Source organism: Cyclobacterium sp. L-R (genome assembly GCF_056859355.1).
In genome coordinates, this window is the sequence record NZ_JBSXOH010000097.1 from 231,562 (window position 1) to 252,564 (window position 21,003).

At 38.1% G+C, this 21,003-nt stretch carries 21 protein-coding genes; 12 read left to right on the forward strand and 9 right to left on the reverse strand.

The window, feature by feature from the left end; translation table 11 throughout:
- Positions 1-96: 96 nt before the first annotated feature.
- Together AC13EX_RS22595 and AC13EX_RS22600 are read right to left on the reverse strand one after the other, a co-directional pair.
- A complete protein-coding gene (locus AC13EX_RS22595; RefSeq protein WP_048644142.1) occupies positions 97-306 on the reverse strand; it encodes a hypothetical protein in 210 nt (69 codons plus the stop codon).
- 80 nt (positions 307-386) lie between these two features.
- A complete protein-coding gene (locus tag AC13EX_RS22600; RefSeq protein ID WP_482894445.1) occupies positions 387-662 on the reverse strand; it encodes a DUF202 domain-containing protein in 276 nt (91 codons plus the stop codon).
- Between the two features lie 143 nt (positions 663-805).
- Here AC13EX_RS22600 and AC13EX_RS22605 point away from each other — a divergent pair, with 143 nt between their 5' ends.
- The 8 genes from AC13EX_RS22605 (at position 806) to AC13EX_RS22640 (ending at position 9,332) form a co-directional block, all read left to right on the forward strand.
- Entirely contained in the window at positions 806-1,714 is a 909-nt protein-coding gene (locus AC13EX_RS22605) for a DUF3078 domain-containing protein (protein ID WP_482894446.1), read from the forward strand.
- A 643-nt stretch (positions 1,715-2,357) separates the two neighbouring features.
- Positions 2,358-3,275 carry an AraC family transcriptional regulator gene (locus AC13EX_RS22610; protein ID WP_482894447.1) on the forward strand — a complete coding sequence of 306 codons (918 nt, stop codon included), beginning with the start codon at positions 2,358-2,360 and terminating at the stop codon, positions 3,273-3,275.
- 153 nt (positions 3,276-3,428) lie between these two features.
- Complete coding sequence (locus AC13EX_RS22615) at positions 3,429-4,811, forward strand: glycosyl hydrolase (protein WP_482894448.1); 1,383 nt, start codon at positions 3,429-3,431, stop codon at positions 4,809-4,811.
- Positions 4,808-5,638 carry a sugar phosphate isomerase/epimerase family protein gene (locus AC13EX_RS22620; RefSeq protein ID WP_482894449.1) on the forward strand — a complete coding sequence of 277 codons (831 nt, stop codon included), beginning with the start codon at positions 4,808-4,810 and terminating at the stop codon, positions 5,636-5,638. The genes AC13EX_RS22615 and AC13EX_RS22620 overlap by 4 nt, the downstream gene beginning before the upstream one ends.
- Positions 5,639-5,650: 12 nt before the next feature.
- Positions 5,651-6,793: a Gfo/Idh/MocA family protein gene (locus AC13EX_RS22625; protein ID WP_048644138.1), complete on the forward strand. Its 1,143-nt coding sequence runs from the start codon at positions 5,651-5,653 to the stop codon at positions 6,791-6,793.
- A 12-nt stretch (positions 6,794-6,805) separates the two neighbouring features.
- Positions 6,806-7,576, forward strand: a complete 771-nt coding sequence (locus tag AC13EX_RS22630; protein WP_482894450.1) for a 3-ketoacyl-ACP reductase — start codon at positions 6,806-6,808, stop codon at positions 7,574-7,576.
- A gap of 113 nt (positions 7,577-7,689) precedes the next feature.
- Positions 7,690-7,917: a hypothetical protein gene (locus tag AC13EX_RS22635; protein ID WP_048644136.1), complete on the forward strand. Its 228-nt coding sequence runs from the start codon at positions 7,690-7,692 to the stop codon at positions 7,915-7,917.
- The gene (locus tag AC13EX_RS22640; RefSeq protein WP_482894451.1) at positions 7,914-9,332 is read left to right on the forward strand and encodes a sodium:solute symporter family protein; all 1,419 of its coding nucleotides are present in this window, start codon (positions 7,914-7,916) and stop codon (positions 9,330-9,332) included. Before AC13EX_RS22635 ends, AC13EX_RS22640 begins: the two co-directional genes overlap by 4 nt.
- A gap of 569 nt (positions 9,333-9,901) precedes the next feature.
- Here AC13EX_RS22640 and AC13EX_RS22645 read toward each other — a convergent pair.
- The gene (locus AC13EX_RS22645; protein ID WP_048644134.1) at positions 9,902-10,906 is read right to left on the reverse strand and encodes a Gfo/Idh/MocA family protein; all 1,005 of its coding nucleotides are present in this window, start codon (positions 10,904-10,906) and stop codon (positions 9,902-9,904) included.
- Between the two features lie 613 nt (positions 10,907-11,519).
- Between AC13EX_RS22645 and AC13EX_RS22650 the strand changes: the two genes are divergently transcribed.
- A complete protein-coding gene (locus AC13EX_RS22650) occupies positions 11,520-11,906 on the forward strand; it encodes a VOC family protein (RefSeq protein WP_339716384.1) in 387 nt (128 codons plus the stop codon).
- Between the two features lie 13 nt (positions 11,907-11,919).
- On the opposite strand, the gene AC13EX_RS22655 is transcribed toward AC13EX_RS22650, so the two are convergent.
- The 6 genes from AC13EX_RS22655 to AC13EX_RS22680 all read right to left on the reverse strand — a co-directional run bounded on the left by AC13EX_RS22655 (position 11,920) and on the right by AC13EX_RS22680 (position 15,911).
- Entirely contained in the window at positions 11,920-12,792 is an 873-nt protein-coding gene (locus tag AC13EX_RS22655) for a DUF5777 family beta-barrel protein (protein WP_482894452.1), read from the reverse strand.
- Positions 12,789-13,334 (reverse strand): YceI family protein, encoded by a 546-nt coding sequence (locus AC13EX_RS22660; RefSeq protein ID WP_482894453.1) that lies wholly within the window; start codon positions 13,332-13,334, stop codon positions 12,789-12,791. The genes AC13EX_RS22655 and AC13EX_RS22660 overlap by 4 nt, the downstream gene beginning before the upstream one ends.
- Before the next feature lie 6 nt (positions 13,335-13,340).
- Entirely contained in the window at positions 13,341-13,703 is a 363-nt protein-coding gene (locus AC13EX_RS22665) for a hypothetical protein (protein ID WP_048644129.1), read from the reverse strand.
- A 225-nt stretch (positions 13,704-13,928) separates the two neighbouring features.
- A complete protein-coding gene (locus AC13EX_RS22670) occupies positions 13,929-14,162 on the reverse strand; it encodes a hypothetical protein (protein WP_048644128.1) in 234 nt (77 codons plus the stop codon).
- 5 nt (positions 14,163-14,167) lie between these two features.
- Entirely contained in the window at positions 14,168-15,355 is a 1,188-nt protein-coding gene (locus AC13EX_RS22675; RefSeq protein ID WP_482894454.1) for a porin family protein, read from the reverse strand.
- The gene (locus AC13EX_RS22680) at positions 15,327-15,911 is read right to left on the reverse strand and encodes an RNA polymerase sigma factor (RefSeq protein WP_339716377.1); all 585 of its coding nucleotides are present in this window, start codon (positions 15,909-15,911) and stop codon (positions 15,327-15,329) included. Before AC13EX_RS22680 ends, AC13EX_RS22675 begins: the two co-directional genes overlap by 29 nt.
- A 391-nt stretch (positions 15,912-16,302) precedes the next feature.
- On the opposite strand from AC13EX_RS22680, the gene AC13EX_RS22685 reads away from it, so the two are divergent.
- From AC13EX_RS22685 to AC13EX_RS22695, 3 genes are all read left to right on the forward strand, one after another.
- On the forward strand, positions 16,303-16,548 hold the full coding sequence (locus AC13EX_RS22685) for a hypothetical protein (protein WP_482894455.1): 246 nt from the start codon (positions 16,303-16,305) through the stop codon (positions 16,546-16,548).
- A gap of 270 nt (positions 16,549-16,818) precedes the next feature.
- Positions 16,819-19,518, forward strand: a complete 2,700-nt coding sequence (locus AC13EX_RS22690; protein WP_482894456.1) for a DUF1553 domain-containing protein — start codon at positions 16,819-16,821, stop codon at positions 19,516-19,518.
- Positions 19,515-21,002 carry a DUF1501 domain-containing protein gene (locus AC13EX_RS22695; protein ID WP_482894457.1) on the forward strand — a complete coding sequence of 496 codons (1,488 nt, stop codon included), beginning with the start codon at positions 19,515-19,517 and terminating at the stop codon, positions 21,000-21,002. Before AC13EX_RS22690 ends, AC13EX_RS22695 begins: the two co-directional genes overlap by 4 nt.
- Position 21,003: the final 1 nt, after the last annotated feature.

A 21,003-nucleotide genomic window follows, 5' to 3' on the forward strand; every position in this document is an offset into this window, starting at 1 on the left:
TAAATAGTAAAATCAGTAGTAATATGCTTTAAAGGGGTTAGGTTGGTAAATGCAAGCCTTACCTTTAATGCAATTACATTGTTCGAGTCAGTGTCATTATTTCTTTTTACCTGCCACCAGCAAAACAAATCCTGCAATAACTGCTATTCCTCCTGCATAGGGTGGCCAAGCAATGCTTTGTTCTTTATCGGCGCTTAGTTGAAGGGGACCAGCATCTATCAAAGTCTCTTCAGTTGTATAAGAGATGCCAGTTATTAAAAACATTATGATTCCTGCAATTATCAGAACGATACCTAAGGTTTTCATTATATCAAAGTTTGGTTTCAGAATCAGTCTACAAATAGCCTACCAATTTTAGAATTCTATTATTTCTGGGCTGAAGGTTTTTACATTTTCTCGTAATTTCCCTTAGATAGTTTTTTTTTAAGCTTAAAAAAATTAAAAAAACCTACTATCAATAAAACCACACTGATCAAAAATGAGAAGTAACCCAATTCTTTTACATTTTCTAGGTCATTGACCTTTATAAGAGCTGTTCCGCTTACGACGAAGTACAAACTGGTTCTTATATAGGCTAATAATGTTCTGTCATTGGCAAGTTTTGTTCGCTGTCTAGCTAAAAAATCTCTAACAATCAGTGTTTCTTCTGTTTGATTTTCCATAGATTTGCGCTTCGTTTTGATTTTCGAATTAATTTAAATTTATTTTGCCTTCAATTAGGAAAGGATCTACTTAAAATTAATAGTTAAATCTGGAAAAATTTTAGAAAAAATCACACAAAAATTAATTTAATAAAACACATCTCATGAAAAATTTTCTATTGACCTTATTGGTATTTGTGGTGGCATTGAATGTTGTCACGGCCCAAGTGGTTTCAGATTCTCAGGAGCAAGCACAAACACCTGTTGATACCTCCTATTGGCAATCTGAATTTAGTGCTGGTTTAAATTTTAATCAGGCTGGATTTAGTGGCAATTGGAAATCAGGAGGGGTAAACTCTGTAGCTTTCGGTAGCATCATTGCCGGGAAAGCACTTTACCAAAAGGATAAAATCTCTTGGGACAATGAATTGGAGCTTCTCTTTGGTATTGTTCGCAATGAAGGTGAAGGTACAAGGAAATCCAATGATAGAATATTCCTGGATTCAAAATTAGGTTACCAATTGAGTGAAAAATGGTCCAGTTACTTTTCTGTAAATTACCTTTCCCAATTTGCCGAAGGTTACAAATACAATGAGGATGGTACACAATCCTTGATTTCCAAATTTATGGCTCCTGGCTATTTGACATCTTCTCTTGGCTTTGAATTTAAACCAAGTAAGGAGTTCTTCTTAAGGATTGGCCCTTTCTCTCCAAGGTTTACCTTTGTAAGTGATAATCAGATTATAAACAATGTTCCTTCCAATTATGGCGTATTGCCAGGTGAGACTGTAAGAATAGAATGGTTGGCAATGCAGGTTTTTGCTAGTTTGGATAAAGATCTTTCCGAAAACTTAAACCTTAAATCTAGGTATACAATGTTTTCAAACTATGAGACCCTTTCAATGAAAAATATTGATCATAGACTGGACCTAACACTTACTGCCAAAATTTCAAACATTATCAACGTGACCCTTACAGGAATTTCCCTTTATGATATCGATCAGGATCCGGGAATACAATATAGCCAGGGATTGGCATTAGGCATATTGTATAAAGTAGGTAACAAAAAATAGATAATTGATTAGATTTTACCTTGTAAATTTGGTTTTTAATCAGTTATTGTTAATTTTGTTTGTATTATGGTAGTTAAATAATAGTTGGTTTAGTTTTCAAAATAAAAAGCAGGAGATCTTCTCCTGCTTTTTTATTTTATAAGTATATTTTTTTATGAAAAGCCCAAATGAGCTATTGAATTCTGAGGCTTAAATTGGTTGGAAGGCCTATTTAAACAAAAAAAGCTATGAAACAAAATTTCATAGCTTTAGTCAATTAACAATAAACCCAAAATAACCTGCTGTAGGAGAAGGAGTCGAACCTCCACGGAGCAGTTAGGAAAAATACGAGCTCGCTATTTTCTTTATTCTGTGATCTCCACCCTCGAGACAGGAGGGCATGTCTGCCAGTTTCATCATCCTACAGTATATATCATCAATAAAATACTTGACTTTTATTGACCAAAGACCTTTTGTCTTTATTTGATATTTCAAAGGTAGTATTTATCCTTTAATTTTAAAAATATGGTAATAAATATTTCTTAAATTTACATTAAAATTAATTTTATTAGTATAAAATTATTAAAAAGGTAATTTGGATTATTGTTTTTAAGGTTATATTGTCGATTTTGAAAGGTTGATTTTATTATTTTGATTAACTTGGATGTTTAATAGAAGGATTGACATGCAAGAACCCATCAAAACGTATGAAATGCCCGAAATAACCAATAAGAGGGCATTCCAGATATATGAGGTACAAGGGAAAACCATCCAAAACAGAACTTATCCTCATGAAACGGATAGGCCGCATAGGCATAAATATTACGAAATTTGTGTGTTTGTAAATGGGGCTGGAAAGCATGAGATTGATTTTAATGCCCATCCTATTCATTCTCAAAGTGTACATTTCCTTTCTCCGGGTCAGGTGCATAAAATTAGTAGGGAAAATGATTACCATGGTTATCTAATGGTCTTTTCCAGAGAATTTTATGCCTTAGATACCAAGAATGAAGAGTTTCTATTTCAACTTCCTTATTTTAATAATCCAACATTAGTACCCATTCTCAATTTAAATTCAGTGGACTTCAAAGACCTGATTGATTTAATTGAAGTCATTAGTAAGGAGTACAGAAAATGGAATAGTTTTACTACTGCCATTCTGAACAATTACCTCCAGATATTTCTGATAAAATGCAAACAGTATTACCTTAGGTACTTTGCTGATAAAAACAATACTTTAGATCCGGATTTTTCCCTTGTTCAACAATTTAATGCATTGGTTGAGCACAAGTTTAGACAAGTGCATCAGGTTCAGGACTATGCAGAAATGATGAAACTTGCACCGAGCATTTTAAATAAACATGTGAAGAAAATAACGGGTATGACCGCAGGAGAGGTGATTTTGGAGCGTTTGATGCTTCAGGCCAAGAGATATCTTATCTATACAGACCTGTCAAATAAGGAAATTGCCTACCAATTGAATTACCAAGACCCTTCCTATTTTAGCAGAATTTTCAAAAAGAAAACAGGCGTTTCCCCATCAACGTTTAGATGCTTAGAAAACGAAAAGTACCAGCAATAGATAGAATAATACCTTTATATTTGGTAAAATTTGAGATATCTTTATCATCTTAAACAAAAAGTGCATGGTTTGACCATCTGAGATTCAGTTAATACTTCTGAATATTAAGGGTGGAAATCTCAATTCCAAAATAAACTTAAACCCATAAAATTTATGATTGCAATTGATTCTGAAATTCAAGCTAAAGATCTAAAATCGGCTTTGGATAAATTTTGGCAACTTTCTGCTGAGAAAATCTCCGCAATTGAAAAGGAATATCCCCAAAATCAAGGTTCACCAGTTTTTACTGTTGATGGAAAGTATGCAACCCGCGGATGGACCGAATGGACACAGGGCTTTCAATTTGGGTCTTCCATTTTACAATTTGATGCTACTGATGAGAAAAGTTTCCTGGAAAAAGGGAAATTAAAAACACATCAGTACATGGCACCTCATATTAGTCATACTGGGGTTCACGATCATGGTTTCAATAATGTCAGCACCTATGGCAACCTGTTGAGATTAATGGTTGAAGAAAAAATTCCTTATGTGGAATGGGAAAAGAATTATTATGAATTGGCATTAAAGATTTCCGGTGCTGTTCAAGCCAGTAGGTGGTCCCCTATCAAAGACGGCGGATTTATGTATTCCTTTAATGGACCACATTCACTTTTTGTTGACACAATCCGTACGGTGAGAATCCTTATGCTAAGTCATAGCCTAGGACACGTTCTTCAGGAAGAAAATGACAAAAAAGTAAATCTATTGGTAAGAGGATTGCAGCATGCCAAAGCTACTGCGGATTATTCTGTATACTATGGAGAGGGAAGAGATAGGTATGACCTTTGGGGTAGAACTGCACATGAAAGTGTTTTCAACACCAACGATGGTAACTATCGTTGCCCTAATTCACAACAAGGTTATACTGGCTTTTCTACCTGGACTCGCGGTCTAGCTTGGGCCATGTGTGGTTTTGCAGAGGAGTTAGAATACATTGAAACGCTTTCCGATGCGTCTCTTAAAGCTTTTGGAGACCCAGCGGAAATCAAAGCCTTTTTGTTAAAAGCGGCTACTGCCTCTTGCGATTTCTATATCGAACACACACCAACAGATGGAATCCCTTACTGGGATACAGGAGCACCTAATCTTCACAAACTAGGGGATTACTTGTCTCGCCCAGCGGATCCTTATAATGACTTTGAACCAGTGGATAGTTCTGCAGCAGCAATTGGTGCACAGGGCTTATTGAGACTAGGTCATTATTTGAAGAAAAGTGGTGACGCCGTCAAAGGTGAAAAATATTGGCAGGCAGGCCTTACTGTGTTGAAAACATTATTGGACGAGCCTTACTTAAGTACAGATAAAAACCATCAGGGATTGATTCTTCATTCCATTTATCATGAACCAAATGGGTGGGACAATGTGCCTGAAGGTCAAAAAATAGCTTGCAATGAATCCAGTATGTGGGGAGACTACCACGCACGAGAACTGGCATTGTATGTACAACGAATCATCGATAAGGATACTTATTATACTTTCTTTAATTGCCTGTCATGAGTGTAAAACCTATAAAAGACCTTAGTAAACTCTGTATTCACACCATTACTACCAAGCCATGGAGTTTGGAAGAAGCCGCTGAAAACTACGAAAGGGTAGGAGTAAAAGGCATCTCAGTATGGCGTCAATACCTTGGAGGTAGAGATATAGTAGCTTCTGGAGAGAGACTAAGAAGCCATGGATTGGAAATTGTATCGCTGGTAAGGGGAGGGTTTTTTCCTTCAGTGTCTTCAAAGACCCGAGATCAAGCTATTCAAGATAATTATAAGGCCATAGAGGAAGCCGCTGCTTTAGGTGCGCCAATGATTGTATTGGTATGTGGAGCTGATCCTGGTCAGTCTTTAGTGAAATCACGGGAGCAAATAAAAGAGGGGATTGAAAAAGTATTGCCTTTTGCAATTGAACATGGAGTAAAACTGGCAATCGAACCTTTGCATCCTATGTATGCTGATACCAGATCTGCGGTCAATACCATGCGACAGGCCAATGAAATGGCCGAAGCTATAGGATCTGACCACGTTGGTGTAGCGGCAGATGTTTATCATTTATGGTGGGATCCTGATTTAAGAGAGGAGCTGCTAAGGTGTGGTCGCAAGGGAAACCTTTATGCTTTTCATATTTGTGACTGGATGTGCCCTACAGTAGATTTCCTCAATGACAGGGGACTTATGGGAGAAGGCTGTATAGACATCCCTACTATCCGAGGATGGGCTGAGGAAGCTGGATTTTCTGGGTTTAATGAAGTGGAAATTTTCTCTGACAGACATTGGGCTGGAGATCAGAAGGAGTTTTTGGATAAGATTGTTGATAGTTATTATAAGAGTTAAAAAAATATAGAAATGGAACACAAAGTAGGAATTATCATGAACGGTGTCACCGGAAGGATGGGTACCAATCAACATTTGATGCGCAGCATCGCAGAAATTATCAAACAAGGTGGTGTAAAGCTTGACAATGGTGATATCATCATGCCTGACCCAATTTTGGTAGGTAGAAATGAGGCAAAATTGAAGGCTTTGTGCAAGCGTTCTGGCGTGACCAAGTACACTACTGATTTGGACAGTGTCATGAATGATGACCAGTACAGTGTTTACTTTGATGCTCAAACCACTGGCAGAAGAGCCGATGCAGTAAAGCAAGCCGTAAAAGCCGGTAAACATATTTATTGTGAAAAACCTGTTGCTGTAGATACAGAAACAGCATTAGAATTGCACGATATCTGTCAAAAAGCAGGTGTGAAAAATGGTGTAGTACAGGATAAATTGTGGTTGCCAGGTTTAAGAAAGCTACAAAGGCTAATTGAAAATGGTTTCTTTGGAGAAATTCTTTCTGTAAGAGGAGAATTTGGTTATTGGGTATTTGAAGGACATTCAGTACCTGGTCAAAGGCCATCTTGGAACTACCGTAAAGAAGATGATGGGGGTATCATTGTAGATATGCTTTGCCACTGGAGATATGTTCTTGACAATATCTTTGGTAAAGTGAAAGCGGTTTCTTGCTTAGGAGCTACCCATATTAAGGAGCGTGTAGATGAGCAAGGCAAGCCTTACAAGTGTACTGCAGATGATGCTGCCTATGCTACCTTTGAATTAGAAGGAGGGGTAATTGCCCAGTTCAATTCATCATGGACTGTAAGGGTGAGAAGAGATGATCTACTTACTATCCAGGTGGATGGTACCAAAGGTTCAGCAGTAGCCGGGCTTAGAGAGTGCTATATTCAGCATTATGGCAATACGCCAAAACCTGTTTGGAATCCTGATATCGCTCAACCGATAGAGTTTTATGAAGGATGGGCCAAAGTTCCTGAACAAGAACCAATGGACAATGCCTTTAAGGTACAGTGGGAGATGTTCCTAAAACACATTGTAACCGATTCACCTTTCCCTTGGGACATGAAAGAAGGAGCCAAAGGTGTTCAATTGGCTGAAAAAGGATTGGAAAGCTGGGAGAAAAGAACCTGGTTGGACATCCCTGAACTATAAATTGATAAACCCATGAAAAGAGTAGCCTTAGTAACTGGGGGATCCCGAGGAATAGGATTAGGAATAGCCAAGTGCCTGGCAAAGCAAAACTTTGACCTTGCCATCAACGGCATGCGAAAGGAAGAGGATGTGCTATCCAGTCTTGAAGAATTGAAGGCTCTGGGAGCTGATGTTGTCTATTGCAGGGGAGATGTAGGAAGTGCTGAAGAGAGACAAGGTATCATGGATAAAATCAAGGCCTATTATGGTCGCTTGAATGTCTTGGTAAACAATGCAGGCGTAGCGCCCAAGGAAAGAAAAGACATATTGGAAGCAACCGAAGAGAGTTTTGACTATGTATTGAAAACCAACCTGAATTCAGCCTATTTTCTCTCTCAATTGGCGGCCAATTGGATGATTGAGCAGAAAGGTAAAGCAGACGATTTTACAGGATCTATTATCAATGTTTCCTCAATTTCTGCAACAGTAGCTTCCGTAAATCGGGGGGAATATTGTGTTGCTAAAGCGGGGATGAGTATGGCTACACAGCTATTTGCAGTTAGACTCGGTGAATTCAATATTCCCGTATTTGAAGTCAGACCAGGAGTGATTGCAACAGACATGACCTCAGGAGTGAAAGAAAAATACGACAAATTGATCGGTGAAGGCCTTATGGTCCAACCTCGGTGGGGTTTGCCAGAAGATGTAGGTTTAGCAGTTACAGCTTTAGCTAAAGGCGATTTTCCTTATTCCACAGGTCAGGTGATCATGGTGGATGGTGGTTTGACGCTTCCTAGACTTTAAAATTATACCAAATGGTCGGAATTTCTCCGGCCATTTGGCCTTTTAAATAAATAATTGCGCAGAATCAACCAACAATTGTATATTGTCAATTAAAGAGATTAAACCCAATTCAAATGGAAAAAAAGAAACTATACTGGAGAATATGTTGCTTCGCGGCCATTTTCTTATGCATCATTACCTATACCCCTTTGATTATTCCACAAGGGGTGTCCAAGCCAATGCTAGGGGGGATTCCTTATAGCTTATGGACAAGTTTTATAATTACTGTACTCTTGGTTGTTCTTACTTTTATAGGGACTAGGGTACATCCAGGCTTGCAAAATGAGGAGGAAGACTTATGATTTTCTGGGTATGGGTTTTCGGTCTGATTTACGCAGGCCTTCTGGTTTTTGCTTCTCTCAAATCTTATAAAAAAGGGAGATCTTCTGAGGAGTTTATGATGGCAGGGGGTAATATTGGCCTGTCATTGGGAGTGCTGACTTTTGCAGCAGCACTATTTAGTACATTTACATTTCTGGGAATGCCTGACTTTTTTAGGATTAACGGAATTGGTGCATGGATTTTCCTGGCTGTTTCGGATGGGGCCATGGTGTTTGTATTACTCTGGTTTGGCTATGAAATCCGTAAAAAAGTCAGAGGAATGGAGTTTAGAGGAGTATCAGGTCTAATCTCCCGATGTTATGAAAATAAATTGGCGGGATATACCTTCTTCCTAAGTGCCTTTTTGTTTTTGATTCCTTATGTAGGGATTCAAATCCAAGGAATTGCCATTTTCCTAGATGCAGCATTTCCGCAATCTTTACCAGCATGGGGTTGGTCTTTAGGGATTGTGCTTATCATGTTGACCTATAGTGAAATTGGAGGATTAAAGGCAATTATCTTTAGTGATGCCATTCAAGGAGTGCTTTTGCTAGCCGTGATTTGGATCATCGGATGGGCTTGTTTAGATCACTTTGGTGGTATTGGACCAATGTTCGAAAAAGTAGGTTCCGTGAAAGAAGAGTTGCTTTCAACTCCAGGACCAAAAGGATTGCTTACCCCGCAATTTCTACTTGCTTCGCTTATTGCAATATTAATGATACCTGTCACTCAACCTCAATTCACAACCAGGATTGTGGTGATGAAAAGTATGAATACGATGAAATTGATGGCAGTGTCTTTGGGAGCATTTGCCATATTGGTAATTCTTCCAACTGTTTTTATCGGACTTTATGGAGCAGATCTTTATGGAGAGTATAGCAGTGAAGAATTCTTTGCCAATGCATTCTTGAAAGATCAGCATGAAGCGGTTGCTGCTTTGGCTATTATTGGTTTGATAGCGGCGGGTCTTTCTACTACCAATGCAATGATTTTTGCTATGGGATCAGAATTAAGAGGGCTTCTTACAGGAGCTGAGAATGTGATTATGAAGCGAACAAAAATTGGGATATTCATTTTCTCAACCATTGCTTTTATCTTCTCAATCATCGTTTTCGATCAATTGGTATTGCTTGCAAGGGTAAGTTTTGCAGGTACAGGTATTATGGGACCAATGATTTTATTAGGCATTTTGAGTGATAGAAAAATTTCCCCAGTGATGATCTACTTGTCTTTAGGTGGATTGGCCATATTCCTAATGTCTTTGGGAGGAATAATCCCTAACATGTATTTTGGAATTCGTCTAGACTTGTTGCTGTTTATTGTTCTTGGACTTTCCGCCGTGGGTATTTACTTGACCAGTGAAAAGCGCATAGTTACTGACCCTAAAGTCAATTAATAATTAAAAATTACATATGAAACCATCTGTTGATTGTTTAACAATCAAAGGTGTCCAATCAAATTTTTATTACGCCTCTGTTTTTTTACAAAACAGGGGCGTAATTATTTCTTTAAGTTTTCACTTTTTGGGAAGCTTTTTCTAACTTTAGTTCAACCCGAAATATGCAATAGACATTCTATTACGTGCTGAAATCGCTTTAAAATCAGCCACTTCGTTACTGTTTTCAATTTCACCATAGCGGTGCAATGCTAAAATCTCCAAACAGCCTGATTTTCTTGCGATTGCAACACTTCCCGTAAACACGGGACAGGCATCCCCCCTGACTATCGTCAGGGCCAGGAAATTCTATTACATAATCCGGGTTCAATTCATTCAGTGGTTACGAAGATCAAATCGGAATTTCCAGTAGAATCCGAATTAATCAATTTTGAGGCGATTCCCTCTGTAAATAGAATACTTTAGCCTAAAATCAAAAAAAGCCACAAAAAGTAGATTGGTTAAGGTAATGACCAGTCTATTTTTTGTAGCCCATTTAGCTATAGGAAGGGTTTTAGTATGGATTATAATCAATTAATATTTACCCATTTTTCGCTGCTATCAGATTCAAATATGGCTTGTAAAATCTTGGTGTTGGCCTTGGTGTTTTCCAAGGTGACAGGCACCTCGGTATCTTCTAAAATTGCCTTGGAGAAATCAATGGCTTGTTCTGTATATTGATTACTCACCGGAAGAACAATTTTTTCTGCGTTGTCTTTAGAAAAATCCCCCTCATGAATATAAATTTCATTGGGTTGATCCAATGGCGCATTGAAAGGAATTCTTACCTCCAATATTTTTTTCTCACCAAAAAACAGCATACGCTGATAAGCAGTCAATTGTGTACTTATCGTAAATGTCATTTGGATTTCATGGAAATCTAATAGAACTGAGCCTACTTTATCGGTTCCAAACTGAGGATCATATTCTAGCATTGAAACCAATCTTCCCGGTTCTTTTTCTAAGACAAACCTAGAGGTAAAAACAGGATAGCAACCAATGTCCCAGACGCCTCCGCCTCCCATTTCCTCGATATTCCTGATATTTTTTATGTCATCATTAAAATAACTAAAAAATCCTTGAACAGCTTTTATTTTACCCAAATAACCGCTTTTTACCAATTCTCTGGCTTTTATCCACTGAGGATTTGATGCCACCATAAAAGCCTCACCAACTTTTACATTGTATTTATCTCTTGCAGCGATAAGACCGTCGATCTCCTCATGATTCAATGCAAAGGGCTTTTCACAAAGGACATGTTTTCCTGCTTCAATACACTTTAGCGTTAGCGGTACATGCATGTCATTTGGGAGTGGGTTGTAAATGACATCTATTTCCGGATCATTGATAAGGTCTTCATAAGAACCATAAGCCTTAGGGATTCCTAGACTTTTTGCTGTTTCTTGTGCCCTTTCCAAGTTTCTGGATGCAATGCCGTAAACTTCATACAAATCACTATTTGCCATTGCAGGAATGACCTTTTCTCTGGCGATTTTGGCAGTACTAAGTACGCCCCACTTCAATTTTTTTTTCATTGATGTTTGAGTTTAAAGACAGTTAAAAGTAATTGAACCCTAATCCTAGGGAAAGATTGTTGAAGCAATTTAATATTATTGTCCTCTAAAGCCAAAGGTAGGAGCATCTTCTTTTTACCCGGATTCGAAGACTTGTAAAAATACAGGGCAGGGTAGATGTCTTTGATTAAGTCAAACCTTTTTTAGTTTTTACAGGTTTATCCTTCATAAAAGATGGATCTGAAACCAGCTATTACCAAAAAGGAGAGGATATAGAAGGAAAGCACTGATTTTAAAATGTTTATAAAATTTTTATTGTTTTGTTAATAATGTATTACTTGAATTAGGGTTTTGAAAAGAAAGAGTTGAACCATTAACTTTATCTGCTTATTTTTCTGCTTGAAAAATAAGCTTTCAAGTATTTAATTCCGATATTTCTTTATATTTGTTCTAACTTAAAATATTGATTTAAAAATCGGATACATATCCGCCTAATTATATATAGTATTAGACCTGATCATTAAAGATTATTTTTATTTTTCCCCTCCATAAAGGTTTCACGATCCATGGAGGGGTTTTTTGTGTATAAGCACAATTAGTAGTTAACGATTCAATTAATAAAAAATAAAGACGCATGAAAATTGAACACATTGCTCTGAATGTAAAACATCCATTGGCTGTTTCGGATTGGTACGAAGCGCATTTGGGAATGACAGTGGTAAAGAAAATGACTTCATCACCTTACATGACTTTTTTGGCAGATGAAAGCGGTAAGGTAATGATAGAGTTGTACAATAATCCTGATGCTGAAATTTTAGATTATGCCAATTTACATCCATTAATGGTGCACTTGGCTTTTGTATCTGAAAATCCAGAAGAGGAAAAGGAAAGAATGCAAAAGGCAGGAGCTGTTCTAATAAGTGACGACACTTTAGAAGATGGTACCCGATTATTAATGATGAGAGACCCATGGGGACTTGCTATTCAGTTCTGCAAAAGAGCACACCCTATGCTCAAGTAAATTTCATGAATGTCTAGTTGGACTTCAATTGGAAATTACGGGTGATATTAAAGCCGAAATGAATATCTCCATTGAATAAATCTCCAGTAGTGGAAGGAATAAATCCAGTTTCTGTCATTTCCTGGGCATTTGTAAGATGTAGCTGAAATACATGGCCCCCTGTCTCTATGTCAACACCTATAGATAGAGGGTTTGTATACCCTTTGTTTTGGTTAGCTAAGAGATGATAATATTCCATAGTGAGGTGAACGCTTTTAGTGATTTTATAACTTAAACCTGCTCCTAAAGTAAATAAGTCATTGTTTTCTACTCTTTCGGTTACTAAGTTTCTATGGATATAGGTTGGCATCAGTTGAAATGCTGCCTTGTGATTCATTTTGCGGGCCAATAATATTTGATGAGCGAAACTTAATCTTCGTTGGATATTCATGGGTAATTCAGGCCGTTTTAACGTTTTGATAGCTGTGTTTGAGACCCAGACTACAGTTATTGGCATTCCAGAATTATGCTGGTTTTGTTGGAAAATACGGATTTTAGCAAATCCATCATAGATTTTATTGAAGGAACTTCTTCCTACCCCGATTGTTAACCAATCCTTAACGGAATAATCCAAACCTAACCTCATGTTTGCCTCATCCATGCCGAAAAATTCATAAGCACCAGTATTGATCCTTCCGAAACGATGGGAAATCAAAAACTCCAGATTTCCCTTTTTTCGGGTTTCTACTGTGTGCCCATTGATCAACCTAACCGCTTTAAAAATGGTTGATGGGGGTGCCCATTCGGTATTGTTCTCTTTCTTGAGTTGATCCAATAGATTTTCCTGGCCGTGTAAGGTTAGAAGTAGCGGGAAAAAGAGGCTAAATAGGAGTAGGGATTTCTTCATTTTTCTTCTAATTTCTTTAAAACAAAATTGACAGTTACTTCCATTTCTTCTGCAATATTATAAAAGAGGACTTTGGGTATCTGAATGGCGTGATCAACCAATTTTATGGGGAAAATTGCCTTCATATGAACTTCATCTTCCCGAAATTCTATGTTACCAGAGATGTTTGCATTCACTGTTACACCATGAATAGTTAAATTTCCTTTGGCTTGGACTACTTGTGTCCCTGCCTTGGAAATGTTAAACCCGAAAAGTTCCCCTTCAAATGTGGCTGTAGAAAATTTATGAGATTCCATGAATTTCTCATTAAAATGTTCTTGCATCAATGATTTTGGAAAACGAAAACCATTGATAGGTACCAAAAATGCAAGACTACCAGTTTGAGCATCAAATAGGCCTGTAACAACTTTGTTTTCAGCCTTGATGTCTTCTACAGGAGCGCTACTGAAAAAGGTGACTTTTCCTTTTGTGGTTTTATAGCCTTGCGCATATAGGTGGGCAAGGGATAGCATACAAATGCTAATTAGTAGAAATTTTTTCATGTCATTTTAATTGTCCAAAGCACCTTGGTCCACCCAGCAGTAAATGAGTTCTTTTTCAGTATCACTAAGTTGTTTACCAGATGCTTTGGGTGGCATAATATTATTTTGTGTGAAATTTTTAATTTGATTCGCACGGGAGATTATATTTTCTGTAATGGAAAAATCAACCCGGTTTGTACCTGAAACATGACAACCTGATACGGCACAGTTTTGATTTATAATAGGAATTATATCACCAGATAGGGTAGCTGCCTGCTCTTCGCATCGTTCTTTAGGTAATAAATCATCTTCGTTTTCACTTGAACAGGAGAAAGAAGTAATAGATAGGAATACCAATATTGCTGCAGATAAATAATTTTTAATAGTCATAGTTGTATTTGATTTAGGGTTAAATGGGTTGTTTTTCTCTTGATTGCTATCAATATTTTTCGTGCAATCGATGTTACCAAATAGGGAGTACTAAAATGGATTAAGTAATTCTCCTTAGTTTATGGGAATGGCATTGTTTATTTGGGTTACAGGCGTATCATTTATTACTGTTTCTTAATTTAAGTCTATCTTATCGCCTCGGGCATCGATGGTTTGATTGACATGTTAATGATTTAGATTAAAATCTCCTTTTACTGTTTCTTCTAATTCAACTTCAATAAGGGTATTTGTTTCACTTTCTTTGGTGAAAGCGATGGGATTGATAGTCAGAGGTTCTGGCCTAGCATTCAGGTCATGGTTATGTTGTATTTCTGGGGAACTTCCACTTTCCTTTTCACAGGCACCTGTGAAAAGGCCCAACAACAAAAAGATTTTAATTGTTGATTTGATCGTTTTCATGAATTCTAAAATTTGTTAGTGTGGTTTGATGGATAATATTTAATACCAAAGAAAATCCCCATACTTTTTAAGTCGAGGTCCCCTTGTCCAATCCCCACCAAAGGGAGCCGAAAATAAGGTTCGGCTTGAATAGCGAATTTTTTTCCTACTTTTTGCTCATACCCAAACCCGAAATTCCATATTCCAAAAACGTGCTGGTTATTTCCGTTAATCACAATATCTTCTGAATAGGCTTTCCCATTTTTATATTCATAAAACAATGAATATTTTTCTTTTAACATAAAATAGGAAGACAAACCTGAACTGATAAACCAATTGTTTTTCAATTTTTTTATTGGATAGTACTTAAAGTTTAAGGGGACTTCTATAATCCAGCAGTCTCCTACCAAAGACTTATGTGCTTTATTATATCCTTCCCAATATCCTTCACCCTGACGATAAGTTTTTAGGTCATGGATCACTCCTAAGGAAACGCTCCAACTTTCGTCAAAGAAATATTCCAAACTGGCACCGAAATTCCTACCTGAAGATGGAATATGATTAAACTGAACAGCACTAAAATCAGGTGATGCCATAAGGAAGAGAGCGATTTTGTTTTTGCGAATTAGCTTGGTTTCATTCTGAACATGAATCAAGGATTTGCCAACCATTTTAAGATTTTTACCCCATTCCATTTGTCGATTTAATGCATCAAAAACTTTCCATTTAGAATCAGAATTCCAGTTTAGAAGAGGTATTTGATGTTTTTTAACTTCTTCTGATGTCCTTCTTAATGCTAAGTTTAATTTGGTTTGATTATATTTTGTGGAGCTGTCAACTCCAACCTGAACCTTATTTTTCTTAGATATCTCAATTGAAGCAATAGGTAAATCACGGGGCTTTACCTTATTTTTAATATCATCCGCTTCCGTTTTAAAGGAAGAAGCTTCCATTTGGATATCACTTCCAATCGTTGGCTGAATTTGGCTATTGGTTACCGTCATCCAAACCGCTAAAAGAAACCCTACCAAGACAAGCGATCCAAATAGGGTCCATCTAGCCCCATTTAAAAGATGGCCCCCCTTATTATCGGTCAATTTTTTTTCGAAATTGACCCAATCTTGAGGAACATAATGGATATCTGGTTCGGAGGATAATTTTTTAAAGAAATCATCCAGCTCTTTATCAGTCATTTTTGATACTTGCTTCTTCATGATTTCTAACTTTTAACATGGTTCTCAATTTGAGCCTTGCTCTATGGAGGTTTGACTTTGAGGTTCCTACAGATATGCCCAGTAAATCGGAAATTTCCTGATGGTCGTAGCCTTCAATGGCATAAAGGTTAAAAACCGTCCTGTATCCTATGGGTAGCGCTTGTATGAGAAGTATTATTTCACTGTATTTTAAGTCGTTTGAGGCGTTATTTCCATGATCTGGGATTTCCGAAATATTTTCTAAGCCAATATTTTGGGAGTGATTCAGGTTTTTTTTGTAATAATTAATGGCACCATTGATCAATATTCTTCTAAACCAAAGTGTAAAAGGTCGATGGGGATCGTAACGATCAATGTGTTGAAATACATTTAGGTAAGCATCATGGAGAATTTCCAGACTTTCTTGCCTATTAGCAGTATATCGGAGGCAAATACTCATTCCATAACTGTAAAATTGTTTGTACAACTCCTCCTGACTTCTCCGGTCACCACTGGAAATTCCGTTTAAAAGTTTTTTTGACAGGTGTTTTTCCACATTTGCTGGGTTTGTATCCATCTATACAACATTGGTTAATCAATGGTTGCGTGGAGTAAATAATTTACAATATATTAATTGCTGATTTAGAATATTTTGCCGAATTATATTCTAAAAATTTATACAAGTCGATTAATGTTCAAAATACTGTCGTTTTAAAAAAAGCGGGATCTCTTCTTTAGATGTCATTAAGGAATTTCTTTCTCTGTAAGAGGAGAGCGCCATGCTTGCATTTACTGAGAATTTCTATGAGCGCCCTCATTATTTTTACTGACTACAATTTTATATGGAATTTGGTCGAAATCAGTTAATAGGGCAAAGCCAGAATAAAAAGTATAAATTTTGTCGAATTTTCAGGACAAAAAGTAATGCAGCGCCGTAAGGTCTAAGAACCCACTATTTAATTATCAACATGAAAAGTAAATTGTTGTTTCTCCCAGATATTTTATTGTTGCTATTCATATGCATTGCTTGCGAGCGCCATGAGTTTCGTCACAAAGAATTTGGCACTACTGGCGAAACGGTATTGTCAACCCTGATTACTGATAGGAGGATTCTTGAAAAAGAAAAAGAGTACAATGAACAAATATGGGATATCGTGAAAGACAACGTAAATGAGCATTTAATTGGCTTTATACCAAAGATGATTGAAGACTAGTTGGTGATTTTTTAATTCTTTTTTTTGGTAAAGGTAAGTGTTCGGCGCTTACCTTTTTTTTGAAACCCACTTTGTATTAACCAATCATATAATCATATATTTGAATTAAGCAGGTTTTTAATTACTTTGTTTCGTGATTGGTCTGAATAGTGAAATTTGAATATGGTTGACAATAAAAAAGCATTGATATACATTCTATCATGCACTTTCATTTTAGGGTTATTATGGTGGATAGTTCGGGTAATTCCCTTAGAGAATAAACATAAGTTTTTGCCAGAACTTGTACTGGGAGAGCGGGTCGACTTTAATAATGATATTAGGCCTATAATAAACAATAAATGCATCGCTTGTCACGGTGGAGTGAAGCGTTCGGGAGGCTTTAGCTTATTGTTTGAGGAAGAAGCCCTAGAAGCCAATGAGTCCGGAAAAAGGGCCATCGTACCCGGGAATGTGAACAAAAGCGAGTTGATCCAAAGGATTACCCATAATAATCCGGAATACCGCATGCCTTTGGAATCTACCCCACTTTCAGAAGAAGAAATTGACTTGTTTTCACGATGGATCAACCAAGGAGCGCAGTGGGATGACCACTGGGCATACAAAGCCCCTGAGAAACCAGCAGTTCCTGAAATAGATTCCAAATGGATCAGCAATGATATAGATCGTTTTGTCCAGGCCAAATTAGAAGAAAAGCAGCTTAGCCCAAACCCTACTTCAGACAAGCAATCCCTACTACGAAGACTTAGTTTTGACATTACAGGGTTACCTCCGACAATTACGGAAATGCAGCAATTTGTCAATGATAATTCTGATAGTGCTTATGAAAAAGTAGTGGACAGCTTATTGGCTTCACCTGCCTATGGTGAGCGATGGGCTGCCATGTGGATGGACTTGGCCAGGTACGCGGATTCAAAAGGATATGAGGCAGATAGAATAAGAGAAATATGGAAATATAGAGACTGGTTGGTTAATGCATTTAACGAAAACCTTCCTTACGACCAGTTTGTGATTACCCAACTAGCGGGAGATCTTAAGCCATCTGCCTCGGATCAGGATTTTATTGCTACAGCTTTTCATCGCAACACCATGAACAACGATGAAGGGGGGACTGACAATGAGGAGTTTAGAGTGGCAGCAGTATTGGACCGGGTCAATACCACTTGGACGGTCTTACAAGGGACTACCATGGAATGCGTTCAGTGTCATAGTCATCCATATGATCCTATTCGACACGAAGATTATTTCCGAAGCTTGGCTTTTTTTAATCAAACTGCTGATGCGGATGTGCCTAGCGAAGCACCCGTGCTGCTCACCTACAAAGAGGATGAGGACCTGGAAAAGTTGGAGTTAATAAAAAACTGGGCCAATGAGCATGGAACAGCTTCAAGAAAAGGGCACTATTATGATCGCTTGCTGAGGTTGGGCGTTCCCAAAATGTATGCACACTATTTTTACCAAATGGACAAAGGCCTACCTATTCAAGGAACAGCTACATTTAAGGTAGATCAGGAAGTTTATTCATTCACGGAGGATTTACCGTTTGATGGAGAGGATAAATTGGTGTTTAAGGCGAGAACAAATGGAAATGAAGGTAAGATTTCTTTTCATTTGGACAGTATCAATGGACAGCAAATTGGAGAATGGAAGGTAAAAGCCAAGTTTAAGAAAGAGTATGATGAGGAGGAAAAAAAGGAAAAAACCTATTATCTCAATGAGGTCATCTCTTTGCCGATAAAAGCAGTGAACGGAGTTCATGACCTCTATATAGTTTGGGAAGGGAAAGAAGGAGTAGAACAAACTAGTACCTTTGAATGGTTGATGCTTCATCATACTTTGCCGGGAGTAGGGAATGAAAAATACCCGGAAGTAGAAAAAGCCATGTATGCGCTATTCAATTCCGAAAATGAAAAAGAAGCTACCCCCGTAATGGTTGATCTGCCAGAGAATTACCATAGGGAGTCAAGGGTATTTGAGAAGGGAAGTTGGATGGTGCCAGGAGAAGAAGTAGAGGTAGGAGTACCCGCAATTTGGAACCCATTTGATGAGTATGAAGGAAACCGAATGGGGCTGGCCAAATGGTTGTTTGATAAGGAGAACCCGCTTACTGCCCGTGTGATGGTCAACAGGATTTGGGAACAGTTTTTCGGTAGAGGGATAGTATCCTCACTTGAAGATTTTGGTTCGCAAGGTTTTGCACCTACTCATCCCGAACTTTTGGATTGGTTGGCGATAAAGTTCCGCGATGATTTTGATTGGGATATTAAAAAATTGATAAAAGAGATAGTAATGTCTGGAACATACAGACAATCCTCCCACTTTACCGAGGAAAGTAGAGAAAAAGATCCTTTAAATGAATGGCTGGCAAGAGGTCCTAGGATTAGGCTAAATGCAGAGCAGGTGAGAGACCAATCATTGGCAATTTCTGGTTTACTAAGCGGAAAGATGTTTGGTAAAAGTGTGATGCCTGAACAGCCTGATGGTATTTGGCAAGTAGTCTATAATGGTACAAAATGGGAGACAAGTAAGGGAAGTGAAAAATACAGAAGGGCTTTGTATACTTTTTGGCGAAGAACCAGCCCGTATCCATCTATTATTTCCTTTGATGCACCTAGCAGGGAGTTTTGCCTCCCAAAAAGAATAGCAACCAATACTCCTCTACAAGCTTTGGTTACCTTAAATGATCCCGTTTACCTAGATGCCGCCATTGCATTGGGTAGGAGAGTGCTACTTTCTTCACATACTGATGAGAGCGAGAGGCTCTCACTAATGTACAGTTTGGCAATGGTAAGAGGGATAAGTGAAGAAAAGCTGGAGGCATTACAAAGTATTTACCAGCAAACCACTACCTATTTTGAAAATAGCCCTGAGGAGATTTGTAAATTAACGGGGGAAGAGGATAAAGCACTTGCCGTTTATACTGTAATGGCGAATGTTGTAATGAATTTGGACGAATTTCTGATGAAATCATGAGTAAAAGAATAGATCTTACCAGTGAATATCAATTTCGGGAAATGCAAAGCCGGACCCGAAGACATTTTATCAAGCAATGTACAACTGGTTTAGGCAGCATTGCTTTGGGAAGCTTATTGGGCTGTGGGAGAAGCAATTCTACGAATACTCCAGCAGATATAGAGGCTTTTGTTCGAAAACAAGTCCCCCATTTTGCTCCCAGTGCCAAGCGGATCATTTACCTGCACATGGCTGGTGCACCCTCCCAATTGGAGCTTTTTGACTACAAACCGGAATTAGCAAAGTTGGATGGGAAAGATTGCCCTCAGTCACTTTTGGAAGGAAAGAAATTTGCTTTCATCCAAGGGGTTCCAAAAATGTTGGGACCGCAGGCAGAATTTTCTCCTAGAGGGAATTCAGGCATGATGGTATCAGGAAATTTGCCTCATTTTTCAACCATAGTAGATGATGTGACATTGATTAATACCATGCATACGGATCAGTTTAACCATGCACCAGCACAATTGCTTTTGCAGACAGGCTCACCACGGCTCGGACGTCCAAGTATGGGGAGTTGGGTGACCTATGGTTTAGGTTCTGAAAATGAAGATTTACCCGGGTTTATGGTTTTAGTATCTGGAGGTAATACTCCTGATGCAGGGAAATCTGTATGGGGAAGTGGGTTTTTACCTTCTGTTTATCAAGGTGTACAATGTCGATCTGAAGGTGACCCTGTACTTTACGTTTCCAATCCATCAGGAATAGATGGGGGGCTGCGTAAAAAAACCATAGATGCCATCAACCAGATCAATGAAAAAGAATACAAAGAGTTTGGAGATCCGGAGACCCTGACCAGAATCTCTCAGTATGAAATGGCATACCGCATGCAAACTTCTGTGCCGGACGTAATGGATATTAATGATGAGCCTGAGTATATCCATGAAATGTATGGAACTGAGCCGGGAAAGACTTCCTTTGCTAATAATTGTTTACTTGCAAGAAGACTTGTGGAAAAGGGAGTTCGTTTTGTTCAGTTGTTCGATTGGGGTTGGGACATGCATGGTGTAGCAGAAAGGGAAGCACTAGACACTGGCCTCCCAATAAAATGCAAGCCCATAGACAAAGCCATGACTGCATTGGTTAAAGACTTGAAACAAAGAGGTTTGTTGGATGATACACTCGTTGTTTGGGGAGGAGAGTTTGGGCGTACTCCGATGCAGGAGAATAGGGGAGGCAAAGAATGGCCATTTAAAGGCAGAGATCACCATACTGAAGCTTTCCCAGTGTGGATGGCTGGCGGTGGTGTAAAAGGTGGCTTTACCCTTGGAGAAACCGATGAAATAGGTTATTATGGCATCAAGGATAAAGTACATGTCCATGATTTGCAAGCAACAATTATGCATTTAATGGGTATGGATCATGAAAAATTCACCTATTTTGCACAAGGAAGAGATTTTAGATTGACGGACGTGTCCGGTAAAGTAGTTAGTAAAGTTATCGCATAAG

Excerpts from the sequence above, each read along its gene's own strand:
- AC13EX_RS22595 (WP_048644142.1), bottom strand. The coding sequence starts at position 306 with ATGAAAACCTTAGGTATCGTTCTGATAATTGCAGGAATCATAATGTTT.
- AC13EX_RS22600 (WP_482894445.1), bottom strand. The coding sequence starts at position 662 with ATGGAAAATCAAACAGAAGAAACACTGATTGTTAGAGATTTTTTAGCT.
- AC13EX_RS22605 (WP_482894446.1), top strand. The coding sequence starts at position 806 with ATGAAAAATTTTCTATTGACCTTATTGGTATTTGTGGTGGCATTGAAT.
- AC13EX_RS22610 (WP_482894447.1), top strand. The coding sequence starts at position 2,358 with ATGTTTAATAGAAGGATTGACATGCAAGAACCCATCAAAACGTATGAA.
- AC13EX_RS22615 (WP_482894448.1), top strand. The coding sequence starts at position 3,429 with ATGATTGCAATTGATTCTGAAATTCAAGCTAAAGATCTAAAATCGGCT.
- AC13EX_RS22620 (WP_482894449.1), top strand. The coding sequence starts at position 4,808 with ATGAGTGTAAAACCTATAAAAGACCTTAGTAAACTCTGTATTCACACC.
- AC13EX_RS22625 (WP_048644138.1), top strand. The coding sequence starts at position 5,651 with ATGGAACACAAAGTAGGAATTATCATGAACGGTGTCACCGGAAGGATG.
- AC13EX_RS22630 (WP_482894450.1), top strand. The coding sequence starts at position 6,806 with ATGAAAAGAGTAGCCTTAGTAACTGGGGGATCCCGAGGAATAGGATTA.
- AC13EX_RS22635 (WP_048644136.1), top strand. The coding sequence starts at position 7,690 with ATGGAAAAAAAGAAACTATACTGGAGAATATGTTGCTTCGCGGCCATT.
- AC13EX_RS22640 (WP_482894451.1), top strand. The coding sequence starts at position 7,914 with ATGATTTTCTGGGTATGGGTTTTCGGTCTGATTTACGCAGGCCTTCTG.
- AC13EX_RS22645 (WP_048644134.1), bottom strand. The coding sequence starts at position 10,906 with ATGAAAAAAAAATTGAAGTGGGGCGTACTTAGTACTGCCAAAATCGCC.
- AC13EX_RS22650 (WP_339716384.1), top strand. The coding sequence starts at position 11,520 with ATGAAAATTGAACACATTGCTCTGAATGTAAAACATCCATTGGCTGTT.
- AC13EX_RS22655 (WP_482894452.1), bottom strand. The coding sequence starts at position 12,792 with ATGAAGAAATCCCTACTCCTATTTAGCCTCTTTTTCCCGCTACTTCTA.
- AC13EX_RS22660 (WP_482894453.1), bottom strand. The coding sequence starts at position 13,334 with ATGAAAAAATTTCTACTAATTAGCATTTGTATGCTATCCCTTGCCCAC.
- AC13EX_RS22665 (WP_048644129.1), bottom strand. The coding sequence starts at position 13,703 with ATGACTATTAAAAATTATTTATCTGCAGCAATATTGGTATTCCTATCT.
- AC13EX_RS22670 (WP_048644128.1), bottom strand. The coding sequence starts at position 14,162 with ATGAAAACGATCAAATCAACAATTAAAATCTTTTTGTTGTTGGGCCTT.
- AC13EX_RS22675 (WP_482894454.1), bottom strand. The coding sequence starts at position 15,355 with ATGAAGAAGCAAGTATCAAAAATGACTGATAAAGAGCTGGATGATTTC.
- AC13EX_RS22680 (WP_339716377.1), bottom strand. The coding sequence starts at position 15,911 with ATGGATACAAACCCAGCAAATGTGGAAAAACACCTGTCAAAAAAACTT.
- AC13EX_RS22685 (WP_482894455.1), top strand. The coding sequence starts at position 16,303 with ATGAAAAGTAAATTGTTGTTTCTCCCAGATATTTTATTGTTGCTATTC.
- AC13EX_RS22695 (WP_482894457.1), top strand. The coding sequence starts at position 19,515 with ATGAGTAAAAGAATAGATCTTACCAGTGAATATCAATTTCGGGAAATG.